We start from the raw sequence: 13,215 nt of genomic DNA, 5'->3' as shown, positions 1-13,215 counted from the left end.
TCTCCCACACGACCATGAGGGAGGCTGTCATGCCCACGTTCTATGATCCCGGCGCGGACGCCGGGGAAGCATCCGAGGCACTACGCGGGCTCGCACACGCCACCCGCACCATTGAGCATCCGCAGGACATGTACTCGGTGCTCGGTGATCTGCTGTCGGGGGTGAGGTCGCTGCGGCAGGTTCTCGACCAGCTTGCGTCGGCTCACGCCAGCAACCGGGAACTCGCATTCGACGACTACGGCGACCACGCGTCCGGATCGGCCGATGCTCTGGCCGCCGCGGACGAACTCCACCAGACCGCGACGTTGATCGACCAAGCAGAAGACCGGCTCAACGTCGCCTTGTCGGCAGCCGGGCGAATCGCCTGGCACACCGAACCCTCCACCGAACAGGTACCCGTCCGACGCTGGATCTCCGTCGTGTTCCTCCAAGGCTCGGAGGCCGACGAGGTGCTCGACATGATCGACCGCAACGGCCCCGACACCGCCATAGAGCATTTGAGGAATTGGGACTACGGGGACGAGACGACCGATGCGGCAATGGAGAACGGCCACGTCTACGACCTCCCACCCGCAGGTGTGCTCGACCGTGAAGTCCGCGATGGGGACTATCAGATGACCTACAACCACTCTTTCGGCCACGTCGGCCTCTACCGCCTTCACACCATCGAACCGGGCGACGTTCTCGACGACGAACCCACTCGTGCGGCCATGGCTCATGCTGAAGCGATGAGGGCGGTGCCCGACGGGTCCTGGTTCGAGCATCCGGGTGTCGCCGCGGTCAAGCAGTCGCGGGGGTTGGGACTGTGACCGCTCGCGAACCTGAGACCCTGCACACGGCGGTGCTTGTCGCCCCGGCGAAGGAACGGCGCCGCCTGCGGAAGCAGCGTCGTCAGGCTGCGGCCCGGCTCCAGGCCGAGCAGCGCGCCACCGAACGTGAGGCGGCCCGTGCGAAGGCCGAAGCGGAGCGCGCCGAGCGGAAGGCCACCACGTACCTGCCTGCCGCCGGTGATCCCGGACCCGCCCAGCTGCGTTCACCCGGACGGTTTCGGCTCCCGCGCCATCAGGACACCTCCGCCACCCTGGCCGGGGCCTACCCGTTCCTCGCCGAGGGCGGACTGGGCTCCGATGGGGTCTTCGTTGGGCAGGACCTCTACTCGGGCGGCAGCTTCGTGTACGACCCGTGGGTGCTCTACGCCCGCGGCATCATCACCGCCCCCAACCTGGTCCTCGCTGGCATCGTCGGCTCCGGGAAATCCTCACTGGCCAAGAGCCTCTACACCCGCTCACTCCCGTTCGGACGGCGCGTGTACGTGCCCGGAGACCCGAAAGGTGAACACACCGCCGTCGCCGAGGCCGTTGGCGGCCGGGCGATCGTCCTCGGACACGGCATGTCGACTCGGCTCAACCCGTTGGACGAGGGATACCGGCCCTCCGGGATGGATGATGTCGAGTGGGCGTCCACCATCGCGTCCCGCCGCCGTGATCTCATCGGGGCGCTGGCCGAAACCGTACTCACCAGACCCCTGTCTCCGTTGGAGCACACCGCGATCGACACCGCCCTGACGGAGACGGCGCACGGTAATGATGTGCCGATCCTGCCCATGGTCGTCGATCACATCCTCACCCCCAGTAGGTCGGCAGACCCGGATGGGCGGCTCGCCGAGGACGGGCGCCTCGTCGGCCACGCCCTGCGCCGATTGGTCGCAGGTGACCTGGCAGGGCTGTTCGACGGCCCCTCGACCGTCACGTTCGACCCGACCCTGCCGATGATCTCCCTCGACCTGTCCCGCGTCGCTGAGAACTCGACGTTGATCTCCGTGTTGATGACATGCTCCAGCGCGTGGATGGAGTCCGCCCTCCTGGACCCAGCCGGTGGGCAGCGGTGGTGCATCTACGACGAGGCCTGGCGACTCATGTCCCACCCCGCCCTCTTGAAACGGATGGATGCGCACTGGCGGCTCGCCCGCCACTACGGCATCGCCAACATGCTGATCTTCCACAAACTCACCGACCTGGAAAACGTCGGCGACCAAGGCTCCGCCATGCGATCCCTCGCCAACAGCCTCCTAGCGAACGCGGAGACCAGGATCATCTACCGCCAAGAATCCGACCAGCTCGGCACCACCGCCCGCACCCTCGGACTCACCGGCACCGAACAGAAGCTCCTACCCGGGCTGGGCGTCGGCCAAGGCCTGTGGCGCATCAAAGACCGCTCCTTCGTCTGCCAGCACCAACTCCACCCCGACGAACTCGCACTCTTCGACACCACCACCCGCATGACCAGCAAAGTTTAAGAGTTCGTCGAAATACTGGAGCTTTTCGCGGGAACTTGAGCACCCAATACCCTGCTTGCGCTATCTCGTACTCAAAGCTCGCGGAACCCGACGATGGCGGAGGCGCATGCGCTCTCGTGAGGTTCGACAGTTGCCGACTGTTCAGTGATTGCTGTACGGTCAGTGTATGCTGACTATTGCTTCGCACCTCGACGTCATGAACCGGCTCGGCCGGGCCATGGCGGACCCGACTCGTTCCCGGATCTTGATGACGCTGCTGGACGGTCCCAACTATCCGGCCGTGCTGTCGCGTGAGCTGGAGCTGACTCGCTCGAACGTCTCGAACCATCTGACCTGCCTGCGTGACTGCGGGATCGTGGTCGCTGAGCCGGAGGGTCGGCAGACCCGTTACGAGATCGCGGACCCGCATCTGGCCGCGGCGCTCACCGCGCTTGTGGATGTGACGCTGGCGGTCGACGAGAGCGCGCCGTGCATTGACCCGACCTGCTCGGTCCCGGGCTGCTGCGACAAGCGCGAGGAGGCCGGGGCATGAGCGCGGCATGCGGCTGCGAGCACGACGCTCCCAACGCTGCCGAGGAGCGCGAGGAAGCCGAGCGCCCTTGGTGGCGCGACCCCGCGATCCTCGTCCCGATCATGTCGGGAGTCTTCTTCCTCGCTGGGCTTATTACGGAGTGGACGGCTGGCGAGAGCGCCGCTGCCGAGGTGACGGCGCTGGTGCTTTTCTGGGTCGGCCTGTTGCTGGGTGCGTGGACGTTCGCTCCCGGGGCGCTGCGGGGCCTGTTCACGAAGGGCAAGCTGGGCATCTCCCTGCTGATGACGATCAGCGCCGTCGGCGCTGTGATCCTCGGCTACGTCGAGGAAGCGGCCGCGCTCGCGTTCCTCTACTCCATCGCCGAGGCGCTGGAGGACAAGGCGATGGACCGCGCCCGCTCGGGGCTGCGCGCACTGCTGAAGCTCGTGCCCGAGACGGCCACCGTGATGCGGGGCGGCACCGCCGTTGAGGTCCCCGCCCGGGAAGTAAAGGTCGGCGACGTCCTGCGGATCCGCCCCGGTGAGCGGGTCGCCACCGATGGCACCGTGTCGTCGGGCCGCAGCAGCCTCGACACCTCGGCCATCACCGGCGAGTCGATCCCGGTGGACGTCGCCGTAGGTGATCAGGTCGCTGCCGGGTCGATCAACGCCTCCGGCGCGCTGGAGATCACCGCGACCGCCGACGGTGCGGACAACTCCCTGACGACCCTGGTGGGACTGGTCGAGCAGGCGCAGCAGGACCGAGGCCAGCGGGCCCGCCTCGCCGATCGGATCGCCCGGCCCCTGGTGCCCGGCGTGATGGTCCTCGCCGTGCTGGTCGGCATGCTCGGCTCGCTGCTCAGCGGCGACCCTCAGACGTGGATCACCCGTGCCCTGGTCGTGCTTGTGGCCGCCTCGCCGTGCGCGCTGGCGATCGCCGTTCCCGTGACGGTGGTCTCTGCGATCGGCGCGGCCAGCCGGTTTGGCGTGATCATCAAGAGCGGGGCCGCGTTCGAGCGTCTGGGCTCTCTGCGCAGGATCGCGGTCGACAAGACCGGCACCCTGACCCGTAATGAGCCCGCGGTCACCGACGTCGCCACAGTCGCCGGGGTCACCCGCGAGGACATGCTTGGCTGGGCCGCGGCGCTGGAGCAGCAAAGCACGCATCCGCTTGCCACCGCCATCACCGAGGCGGCGTCGAGTGTGCCCGACGCGGCCGGAGTGGTTGAGGAGCCCGGCCACGGCGTGACCGGGCAAGTGGACGGCCACGAGATCACAGTAGGCAGCCCGCGATGGATCGCTCCCGGCGTGCTGGCCGACCGGGTCTCGGCGATGGAGGCCGAGGGGCAGACCTGCGTCATGGTCGCCCGCGACGGCGACCTGGTGGGCGCGATCGGCGTCCGCGACGAGCTGCGGCCCGAAGCGCCTGAGGCCGTCGCCGCGCTTCGTGAGCAGGGCGTCGAGGTCGTCATGCTCACCGGGGATAACGTTCGCACCGCCAACGCCCTGGCGAAGATCGCTGGCATCGCCGACGTGCGGGCCGAGCTGCGCCCAGAGGACAAGGCCTCAGAGGTCAAGGCATCGGTCACGCAGCGGCCGACCGGCATGATCGGCGACGGCATCAACGACGCCCCGGCCCTGGCCTCGGCCACGGTCGGGATCGCGATGGGCGCGACCGGGTCCGACGCCGCGATCGAGTCCGCCGACGTCGCCTTCACCGGCCACGACCTGCGCCTCATCCCGCAGGCGCTGCAGCAAGCCCGCCGCGGCCGGGCGATCATGAACCAGAACATCGTGCTGTCGCTCGCGATCATCACCGTGCTGCTGCCTCTCGCGATCACCGGGGTGCTGGGCCTGGCCGCCGTCGTGCTCGTGCATGAGGTCGCCGAGGTCGTCGTCATCGCCAACGGCCTGCGCGCAGCCCGCGCCGAGAAGGTCGCGCTGGCTGCACCCGCGGAGTCGCACTCCGCGTCGCTGGCGAGGGTTTGATCCCACATCATCACGAACAACGATCTAGAGAGGAAACTTCGGCTTGAAGATCACGATCCAGTCCTTCGAGGGCTGTCCGAACCGGGAACTGCTCGACCAGCGGCTCGCGGAGACACTGCGTGGCCGCCGCGACGTGACGGTCATCCATCAGAACATTGAGACTCCCGAGGATGCCGTTCGTTGGCTTCCATGGCTCCCCGACGGTCCTGATCGGTGGGATCGACCCGTTCGCCGATGTCAGCACGGTTGTCGGTCTCGCCTGCCGGTTCTACCGGACTCCCGACGGTCCAGCCGAGGTCCCGACCATCGAGCAGCTGCGCGACGCGATCCAGCGCGCATCCCGGGTGTAGGTCCAGGCGAATCCGAGGTGAGCCCCGGCAACAGTCATCGCTAGCGCGTACTCGTCGACGAGCTTCTGCTCGAAGTCCTCCGCATCTTGGGCGCTGCGCAGCACCTCGTCAACAGTGCCGACCCCGTTCGGCTACTCACCGCGTGAGAGCCCCCAACAAACAACGAACAACCAACACGGCCAAAAACGAAAGACATCTGCATGACACCACAGGACTTGAGCTGTCGTCCTGACACGGAGAACCTTGCACCACGTGGGAAGTAGATCCCTCGGCCAGCCGGGGCGTCAGAACAAACTTGAGTGGATGGAGATTTGAGCCGAGGGGTATCCGGTGCACCTGTTGGACATGAGCATTCACCACAGCCACTCCGTCAACCCCGACGAGACGCCAGTCAGTCTGCCGCTGGCCGTCATCACGGTCGATTCCTACGGTGTCCTCACCGTCACCCTGGACGGCGCCGACTACCCGCAGCCCTCGCCAACCGCGCCGTGGACGAAGGCGCGGTTCGGCGAACTCCTCGACGTCCTCACCGCAGACCGCACACGAACCATCCGGGTCGAGATTCACGAGTCCGACGGCAGCACATTCACTGACATCATTCATGCCGTCCGCACCCCACGCCCCGACCCAATCGACGGACCACCGACGCCTCGTCGGGCCCGTCACCGCCACACACCAGAAACCGCTGAGGTGGCCGGAGCCGGATTCCAGCCGGGCGAAGAGGTCACGGTCGCCCTCGTCCGGAGCACCGTTGAAGCCACTGCGGCGGGGACCGTCCGCGTGACACTAGATCTCAGGGAACTACCCTCGGGCGGCGCGGACATTCTGCTGGTTGGCATCACCTCGGCGCGGGTCGTGACGCGGCGGGTGCCATGAGCACGCAGCGCCAGTCCGGCTCGATGGGTGACGAGCTGACGAACATCCTCATGGTCGGGCTCGCGGCCCTCTTCGGACTCATCCTCGCCATCCGCGGCGCAGGCTCCGTCGCTGCATTCGTGACCGGCGCCGACCAGCCACAAGCAGGCATCACCGGTGGCCTGGCTGTCCTGTTCAATCCCGGCGATCCAGCGGGCGCGCTCCACGCCGACGGGCTCAACCCCATCGCCTACTGGACCACCCTGACACTCATGCTCGGCTTCCTCGGAGCCGCAGGAGCCTGGGATTGGATGAAGTGGCGACGTCACTCCCGCGCGGTCGACGTGGACCCACACCGGCTGGCCGGGACCGCCACCAGCCACGAAGTCACCACAGCAGCATCGGCGAAAGCACTGGTCCACCGCGCCAGGACACTCCGCCCGTCCCTGGTCGAGCCAGAACCTCGCGATGTGGGGTTCTTGCTCGGGCAGTCGAAGGGAAAGCAGGTGTGGGCCAGCGTTGAGGACTCCATCCTCCTCATCGGCCCGCCTCGATCCGGCAAGGGCTTACACATTGTTATCCCGGCGATCCTCGACGCGCCCGGTGCCGTGGTCACCACCAGCACTCGGCCCGACAATCTCACCGTCACACTCCGCGCGCGACAGAAGGTCGGGCCCGTCGCCGTATTCGACCCCCAGCACCTCGCCGAAGGCGTCCCCGCTGGATTGCGCTGGTCACCGATCCGCGGCTGCGATGACCCGCTCACGGCCATGATCCGCGCCACCGGGCTCGCGACCGCGACCGGCCTCGCTGACGGCGGGGTGGATGGTGGCGGGTTCTGGGAAGGCAAGACCCGCGTCGCCCTCCAAGCACTCCTGCATGCCGCCGCGTTGGATCACCGCACACCCGCCGAGCTGTTCCGTTGGACCCTTGACCCGTCTGCCGCGGCCGACGCCGTCGCGATCCTCACCGGTTCGCCCCACGCAGCAACCGGCTGGGCCGAATCCCTGGAAGCCATGATCGACGCCGACCCCCGCACCCGCGACTCCATCTGGCAAGGCGTCTCCCTGGCGCTGGCAGCACTGGCTGACCCCCGCGTCCTCGACGCGGTCAGCCCCGGGCCCGGTGAGCAGTTCGACCCCGAAGCCTTCATCCGCAACAAGGGCACCCTCTACCTACTGGCCACCGGAGCCGGGGCAGGCAATAGTGCCGCCCTCGTTGCCGCGTTCGTGGAAGACCTCGTCGAAACCGCCCGGCGGATGGCCGCCCGGAACCCGGGCGCACGGCTCGACCCACCACTCCTGCTCGCACTGGACGAGATCGGCAACCTCGCACCCCTCCCATCCCTGCCGACTCTGATGGCGGAAGGCGGCGGCACCGGGATCACGACCATGCCCGTCCTCCAGTCCTTGGCCCAAGCCAGGGACAAGTGGAGCGAGAACCAGGCCGGAGCCATCTGGGACGCCAGCATCGTCAAGATCATCCTCGGCGGCGCCTCCAATAGTCGAGACCTTCAAGACCTCGCCACCCTCATCGGCGAGCGCGACGAGTACACCGATTCCATCACCCTCGGCGACCACGGAACCCGCTCAAACCAGCGCTCCGTACGCCGGGTGCCAATCCTGCCACCCGACCGCATCCGCACCCTCCCATTCGGCACCGGAGTCATCCTCCTGCGCTCCACACCACCGATCATCACCGACCTGAAGCCCTGGCCGAAGCGCGGCGACGCCACGCATCTCACGCGAGACCGCGCGGGCATCGAAGCCCTCCTGCAACGGCCGCCCAGCGCCGAGTAGTTGAACGCTGGGAAGCCGCGTGCACCTGCCTGGCACAGCGGTCCTGATCGATGGGGCCGCCCCAATCTGAAGGGCAGGAGGACAGTCCCATGGCTATCCGTACCCAGCAGTCCATCTCTGGTTTCATCGCCACCGACCCGCAGCTGACGATGACCGATCGCGGGGAAGCCCGCTTCTACGCGAGGTTCGGTCAGGAGAACTTCCACCGCGAGGAGGACGGCTCGTTCACAAAGTTGGAGCCGAGCTTCCACAACCTCGTCATGTACCGGGCTACCGCCGAACGCGCTTTCGAGCGGTTCACCAAGGGCGACAGCTTCGTCGCAGAGGGATACGCCCACGAGTACTCCTACGAACGGGACGGTCAGAGCCTGTCGGGTGAAGAGTTCGTGGCCAAGAAGATCGGCCACGACACCGCCCGCACCCGCTACGAGGTCGATCGTGCTCCCCGCAAGGTCGCCGCCCAGGAGACCGTGCAGCGTGAGCAGGAGCGTGCGTTCGACCCTCCAGTCTCGCGGCCGACCACCAATACGCCGATGCTCGGCCGCTGAACAAGGACAGGAGCGCACCATGACTACTCACACCCCAGGCATCGACGACGAGCCCGACTACGACGACACGCAAAACCTGGTCGCCGAGCCTCCGCACCCGATCAACTGGAATCTGCTGACGGCTGACGATCTGGAACAGGAACTGCTGGAACTGAACCGGTGGGTCGACTGGCTGCGCCACACCTATGGCCTCCCGGCCTCCGTCGTCCCGCCCTACTGGCACCGCCACCCCGAACTGCTCTGGGAACTCTCCGCCCTCCACCTGCACTGGCTGTGCGCCTACGACCCCGATCAGAACGGCTCCGCACCGCTGGGCTGGCACCGCGACTTCGCCGACGCCCGCCAGCGCCTCCGCGACTGGGTCACCTCCTCCGGCACCAGGCTGGATCGCGACCGGCCGACCCGGCAAACGACCTGGCCCGGCGAAGCGTCTGCCGAACACGCCCTGGAGACCGTGATCACTGATCGGGATGCAGACTTCGTCCAGTACGTTCTCGACCAAGTTGAGGCACGCCAGCAGGCCGAAGACGCCTTCTACGCCAGCATCGACGAAAACACCGGAGAGATCCACGACCGCTCCGAGAGTCCCCAAGGTGAGTGAGCCTGATGGTTCGCTCCTACAAACGCACGACGGACCGGCCGGACGCCAACCGACCGGTCCGCGTGCGCTACCTCAAACGCGACCAGATCGACGCCGAGAAGGTCGCCGAAGTCCTCATCCGCATCGCCCTGCGTGCCGCAGGCAATGGCACCACAACCGGCAACGCCGGAAGCTACCTTCGTGACCTTCTCACGTCAGGCCGGTAAACTGGCCCCCAAAGCACAACGAACCGGCGTCGTTGGCACCAGACTCTTAAGCCCCGCAATCGGGGTGTTCTTCCTATTTACTGACGTGACCGCCATCCGGCGCCCCACAAGACCCTAACCAGGGTCCAGTGAAAGGCGGTCACCATGACACTCGCACCCCTACCCTCTGGCCTCGACATGGGCGAGCTGCATAAGCTCGCCGCCACAGCCGCCCAGATCCAGCGCACCTCGACCCCAGACAACGCTGATGGTCTGGTCCCTGCAATCAGTTACCTTCGGGTCTCCACCAAGGACCAGGCCACCCGAAACGGTCTTGAAGAGGGCCTGTCGATCCCCGCCCAGCGCGAGGCGGCTCAGCGAAAGGCTGACCAGCTTGGCGCCGTCATCGTCAAAGAGTTCATCGAACCCGGCGAGTCCGCCAAGACCGCGCAACGCCGCGCCCTCCAGGACATGCTCGACTACGTCACCGAGAACCCCGTCCAGTACTGCATCATCAACAAGGTCGACCGCCTGGCTCGCAACCGCCTCGACGACGCGATCATCCACGCGACACTCCGGGACGCGAACATCAGCCTGGTCTCCGTGACGGAGAACATCGACGAGACGCCCTCAGGGATGCTCATGCACGGCATCCTCGCCTCCATGGCCGAGTTCTACTCACTGAACCTCGCTCAAGAAGTCCTCAAAGGAATGACCCAGAAAGCCAGCATGGGTGGCACTCCTGCCAAAGCACCCCTCGGGTACCTGAACGTACGCACCACCGACGCGAAAGGCCACGAGATCCGAGACGTCACCGTCGATCCCGAGCGGGCCGAACTCATCACGTTTGCCTTCACCGCCTACGCCACCGGCAACTGGACCCTCTCCTCCCTCGCCACCGAGCTGGAAGCCCGAGGACTCACCACCAGGCCGACGCCGTCCTTCCCGTCGAAGCCCGTGACGACGAAGGCACTGCACAAAATCCTCACCAACCCCTACTACCAAGGCAGCGTCACGTTCCGCGGCGTCACCTACGACGGCGCTCACGACCCTCTCGTCGACACCGAGACATGGCTACGCGTCCAGACCGAACTGGCCGCCAAGAACCAGCGCGGAGAGAAGCCCCGCACCCACGACCACTACCTCAAGGGAACGCTCTACTGCTCGTGCGGGGCGAAGATGATGATCGAATGCCCCACCGGCAAGTCCGGCATCACCTACGAGTACTTCACCTGCTCCGGACGCCGCAAGAAGAACGGTTGCACGCGATCCGCCATCCTCACCGACCGCATCGAGGACCGGATCGACTCCACCTACGGCGCCAACGGCCTCACCCCCGACGAGGCCGATCGTGTCCGCGAAGTCCTCGGAGCCGTCTTCGACCAGCTCGAAGCCACCACCGACCACGAACGTGCACTCCTGACCACCCAGAAGGAGAAACTCGACGCCGAGCGACTCAAGCTCGTCCAAGCCCACTACGCCGACGCCATCCCGCTCGACCTCCTCAAGTCCGAGCAGGAACGCATCCGCACCACTCACGACGCCATCGAACACCGGCTGGAGAACCTCGCCACCAGCTACGAGGACACCCGTGAGGGCCTCGACCAGCTCGCCGACATCCTCACCGATCTCGGCGACGTCTACACGCGATGCGAACCTGCTGAACGCCGCATCCTCAACCGAGCCCTCTTCGACAAGATCATCCTTGACGACGAGGAGACCGTCCGCTACCAGCCCGACCAGGCCGTCCAGGCAGCGTTGGACTGCGTCATCCCTGGTCACGCACCGATCGCCGAGGCCGAAGCATCCGACCCCGAAGACACTTCGAACCCTGCCCGCTTGTCTGCGGGGCAGGGTTCGAAAATGTCACTTTTGGTGGAGCTACGGGGAATCGAACCCCGGGCCTCGTCATTGCGAACGACGCGCTCTACCAACTGAGCTATAGCCCCTCTCCACCTATATACAACCACACGAGGTGAAAGCCTCCATCACTCGCCCCCGCGTTACCCGGTTCGGGAAGCGAGTCTAGGAGGTTATTGGTGTTGCGTGCCGCTGGTTGTGGTGCTGGTGATGCGGCGTGGTGAGAGCCGCGGTAGTTGGGCGGTTGCCAAGTGGTGAAAGGTGGAGGTGGTGTGCTCCAGCTAGATTGTGGCCAAGCTAGCTGTTGTAGCCCGGAACCTTCACAGACAGGGGCACGGACACCGGCCCCTGGGGACCCTGGTAGATCACGCAGCCGGTGAGGCTCTGGAAGTCTCCAGCGAATGCGGCCGTGCCCTCACAGGTCACGGGAGCGTTGCCCCGGATCGTGACGGTGGTGTTGGGGCCAGCGATACCGATGGCCAGGCCGGGCTTCACTCCGTGGGCGTGCACCTGCGCGCCCTCGCCCACTGCAATACCAGCGGGACCGGAGAAGTTTTCGGCGGAAGCGTGGACCTGGCCGCCCTGCGCGGCAACGGCCAACGCGATGGCATCGCCTGCGGCACGTGCGTGAGCATCACCGTTGCGCAAGTCCCACTGGGGCAGGGCGCCTGCGATCTGCACGCCACCAATGGTGGGAGTGCCGATCGCCTCGGGGGCGATGTTGGGAAGCTGAGCAGTCTGTGCGGAAGCAACGCCGGTGCCCATTGCAGCGGCTACCAGGCCCAAGCCGGCGACAGCGGCGGCGCGTTTGAGCATCGTCATGATGAGGTCCTTTCCCTCGGTCTGTTGGTCGGCACGAGCTCCACTGGGGTGCCCGTCATTCAGTGATTCGTTGCAGTCGGTTGGAGGGTTGGGTCGATGGTGAAAAAAGTTTGGATCTTTTTCTACGTGGGTCATCACGGTCCAACAGGGAGCTGAAACTCCTCCCCCGAAAAAGTATCCCAACCTGCTGATTTGTAACTTCACGGAGTGTCGATATAAAGTATGGACTCGTTGCACAGCGCAGCCACTGCACTGGCAATCAACTTCATATTCCCCCATAGCTCAGTTGGCAGAGCATTCGACTGTTAATCGAAGGGTCACTGGTTCGAGCCCAGTTGGGGGAGCACAATAGAAACCCGCTTGACTAGGTTAAACACCTGGTCAGGTGGGTTTTTTGTTTCTCTGCGATCGCACGTCAGCTACTCGGGAACCATCAACCATGGAATCCACTCGGCAAACTATTAAACAATGGCCCCCCTACTTCGTTCAGGTACATCCATCTAAAAGCGGTCAGATGATTGGGCTGCGAAACTGCTAACCAAGCTTCACAATTGCTACAAGGCCGAATCGCTACACTTTGATCAAATGCGCCCCGAGTTCAGGAAGCTAACGCTGCTACCGACCCAACTCACGACTCTCGATGACTCCCTCAATCGTGAAAAGCATCATGACCGAACCCCAGAACCCACAAGACGGCGGGCAAAACAGCAGTCAAAACAACGCGCCGAACGGCGGCTACGGTGGAGACCAATCGCAATACCAGCAGGGATACCCGCAGAATTACGGTCAGCAGCAGTACCAGCAGCAGTACCCGCAGGGCTACCCTCAGAATTACGGCCCTCAAGGGTTCCAGCAACAACCCGCTAAGCCGTGGTACAAGCAGGTCTGGTTCATCGCGGTAGTCTCCATCGTTGCCCTGATCATTCTCTTCGTGGGCGGATGCATGGCCTTCTTTGGCAAGGTCGCCAGCGATGCCTCAGATGAGTTGGACCAACAGATAGGGCAGGAACACACCGTCACCTACGTCGTTGAGGGTGATATCACGGATGCCTCCGTTGGCTACATGAAGAACCTGAACGAAATGTCGGAGATCGGAAGCATTTCCTCCGTCTGAACAAAGGACGTTACCGTGAAAGGTTTCGGCAGTGCGAGCCTGATCGCCAATAATTCATTCAAGAGCAACGGGGCGATTACATGCAAAATTATCACCAATGGAAAGACGATTTCTGAGAACACGTCCTCGGGTCAGGGCGCAATGGCGTCCTGCTTCGCTACCCCCCCCAGGACATCGCGAAGGCTTTGGAGTAGGCGAGTAGGGCGCTAGGCCATTGAGGCTCGGCGTGATCTCCCCTACCCCCACGCCGAGTTGCCGAGCGCGTCACAGGCCACCTGGCCCATAA

Annotated in this window: 12 protein-coding genes, 2 tRNA genes and 1 pseudogene; 13 read left to right on the top strand and 2 right to left on the bottom strand. The window is 65.2% G+C overall.

The features are described from left to right. Positions 1-29 precede the first annotated feature (29 nt). The 11 genes and pseudogenes from LA343_RS05640 to LA343_RS11850 form a co-directional block, all read left to right on the top strand. Positions 30-809, top strand: coding sequence for a hypothetical protein (locus LA343_RS05640; protein WP_025402373.1), 780 nt, complete (start codon positions 30-32; stop codon positions 807-809). Then, on the top strand, positions 806-2,296 hold the full coding sequence (locus tag LA343_RS05635) for a VirB4 family type IV secretion system protein (RefSeq protein ID WP_025402372.1): 1,491 nt from the start codon (positions 806-808) through the stop codon (positions 2,294-2,296). Before LA343_RS05640 ends, LA343_RS05635 begins: the two co-directional genes overlap by 4 nt. Before the next feature lie 166 nt (positions 2,297-2,462). Next, a complete protein-coding gene (gene cmtR, locus LA343_RS05630; protein WP_025402371.1) occupies positions 2,463-2,828 on the top strand; it encodes a Cd(II)/Pb(II)-sensing metalloregulatory transcriptional regulator CmtR in 366 nt (121 codons plus the stop codon). Then, positions 2,825-4,795 (top strand): heavy metal translocating P-type ATPase, encoded by a 1,971-nt coding sequence (locus tag LA343_RS05625; RefSeq protein ID WP_025402370.1) that lies wholly within the window; start codon positions 2,825-2,827, stop codon positions 4,793-4,795. The genes cmtR and LA343_RS05625 overlap by 4 nt, the downstream gene beginning before the upstream one ends. A gap of 170 nt (positions 4,796-4,965) precedes the next feature. Beyond that, positions 4,966-5,145, top strand: a complete 180-nt coding sequence (locus LA343_RS05620) for a hypothetical protein (RefSeq protein WP_224209226.1) — start codon at positions 4,966-4,968, stop codon at positions 5,143-5,145. Between the two features lie 345 nt (positions 5,146-5,490). Beyond that, the gene (locus LA343_RS05615; RefSeq protein ID WP_052337635.1) at positions 5,491-6,021 is read left to right on the top strand and encodes a hypothetical protein; all 531 of its coding nucleotides are present in this window, start codon (positions 5,491-5,493) and stop codon (positions 6,019-6,021) included. Further along, positions 6,018-7,799: a type IV secretory system conjugative DNA transfer family protein gene (locus LA343_RS05610; RefSeq protein ID WP_025402368.1), complete on the top strand. Its 1,782-nt coding sequence runs from the start codon at positions 6,018-6,020 to the stop codon at positions 7,797-7,799. Before LA343_RS05615 ends, LA343_RS05610 begins: the two co-directional genes overlap by 4 nt. Positions 7,800-7,888: 89 nt before the next feature. Continuing rightward, complete coding sequence (locus tag LA343_RS05605; protein ID WP_025402367.1) at positions 7,889-8,347, top strand: single-stranded DNA-binding protein; 459 nt, start codon at positions 7,889-7,891, stop codon at positions 8,345-8,347. A 19-nt stretch (positions 8,348-8,366) separates the two neighbouring features. Beyond that, positions 8,367-8,948, top strand: coding sequence for a hypothetical protein (locus tag LA343_RS05600; protein WP_025402366.1), 582 nt, complete (start codon positions 8,367-8,369; stop codon positions 8,946-8,948). 5 nt (positions 8,949-8,953) lie between these two features. Then, a complete protein-coding gene (locus tag LA343_RS05595; RefSeq protein WP_025402365.1) occupies positions 8,954-9,154 on the top strand; it encodes a hypothetical protein in 201 nt (66 codons plus the stop codon). A 144-nt stretch (positions 9,155-9,298) separates the two neighbouring features. Further along, positions 9,299-10,378, top strand: a pseudogene (locus LA343_RS11850) (recombinase family protein); the annotation flags it as partial. Between the two features lie 628 nt (positions 10,379-11,006). Here LA343_RS11850 and LA343_RS05580 read toward each other — a convergent pair. After that, positions 11,007-11,082, bottom strand: a tRNA-Ala gene (locus LA343_RS05580). A gap of 208 nt (positions 11,083-11,290) precedes the next feature. Continuing rightward, positions 11,291-11,815, bottom strand: coding sequence for a hypothetical protein (locus tag LA343_RS05575; RefSeq protein ID WP_025402364.1), 525 nt, complete (start codon positions 11,813-11,815; stop codon positions 11,291-11,293). 271 nt (positions 11,816-12,086) lie between these two features. On the opposite strand from LA343_RS05575, the gene LA343_RS05570 reads away from it, so the two are divergent. Together LA343_RS05570 and LA343_RS05565 are read left to right on the top strand one after the other, a co-directional pair. After that, a tRNA-Asn gene (locus tag LA343_RS05570) sits at positions 12,087-12,159 on the top strand. A gap of 323 nt (positions 12,160-12,482) precedes the next feature. Beyond that, positions 12,483-12,929 (top strand): hypothetical protein, encoded by a 447-nt coding sequence (locus tag LA343_RS05565; RefSeq protein ID WP_144084484.1) that lies wholly within the window; start codon positions 12,483-12,485, stop codon positions 12,927-12,929. Positions 12,930-13,215: the final 286 nt, after the last annotated feature.

The sequence above is a fragment of the Corynebacterium falsenii genome, assembly GCF_020099275.1.
Lineage (GTDB): Bacteria > Actinomycetota > Actinomycetes > Mycobacteriales > Mycobacteriaceae > Corynebacterium > Corynebacterium falsenii.
This window is presented reverse-complemented; position numbering and strand designations above follow the sequence as displayed.

Coding starts and splice junctions, on each gene's coding strand:
- LA343_RS05610 (WP_025402368.1), top strand. CDS start 6,018: ATGAGCACGCAGCGCCAGTCCGGCTCGATGGGTGACGAGCTGACGAAC.
- LA343_RS05600 (WP_025402366.1), top strand. CDS start 8,367: ATGACTACTCACACCCCAGGCATCGACGACGAGCCCGACTACGACGAC.
- LA343_RS05625 (WP_025402370.1), top strand. CDS start 2,825: ATGAGCGCGGCATGCGGCTGCGAGCACGACGCTCCCAACGCTGCCGAG.
- LA343_RS05565 (WP_144084484.1), top strand. CDS start 12,483: ATGACCGAACCCCAGAACCCACAAGACGGCGGGCAAAACAGCAGTCAA.
- cmtR (WP_025402371.1), top strand. CDS start 2,463: ATGCTGACTATTGCTTCGCACCTCGACGTCATGAACCGGCTCGGCCGG.
- LA343_RS05620 (WP_224209226.1), top strand. CDS start 4,966: ATGCCGTTCGTTGGCTTCCATGGCTCCCCGACGGTCCTGATCGGTGGG.
- LA343_RS05615 (WP_052337635.1), top strand. CDS start 5,491: ATGAGCATTCACCACAGCCACTCCGTCAACCCCGACGAGACGCCAGTC.
- LA343_RS05605 (WP_025402367.1), top strand. CDS start 7,889: ATGGCTATCCGTACCCAGCAGTCCATCTCTGGTTTCATCGCCACCGAC.
- LA343_RS05595 (WP_025402365.1), top strand. CDS start 8,954: ATGGTTCGCTCCTACAAACGCACGACGGACCGGCCGGACGCCAACCGA.
- LA343_RS05640 (WP_025402373.1), top strand. CDS start 30: ATGCCCACGTTCTATGATCCCGGCGCGGACGCCGGGGAAGCATCCGAG.
- LA343_RS05575 (WP_025402364.1), bottom strand. CDS start 11,815: ATGACGATGCTCAAACGCGCCGCCGCTGTCGCCGGCTTGGGCCTGGTA.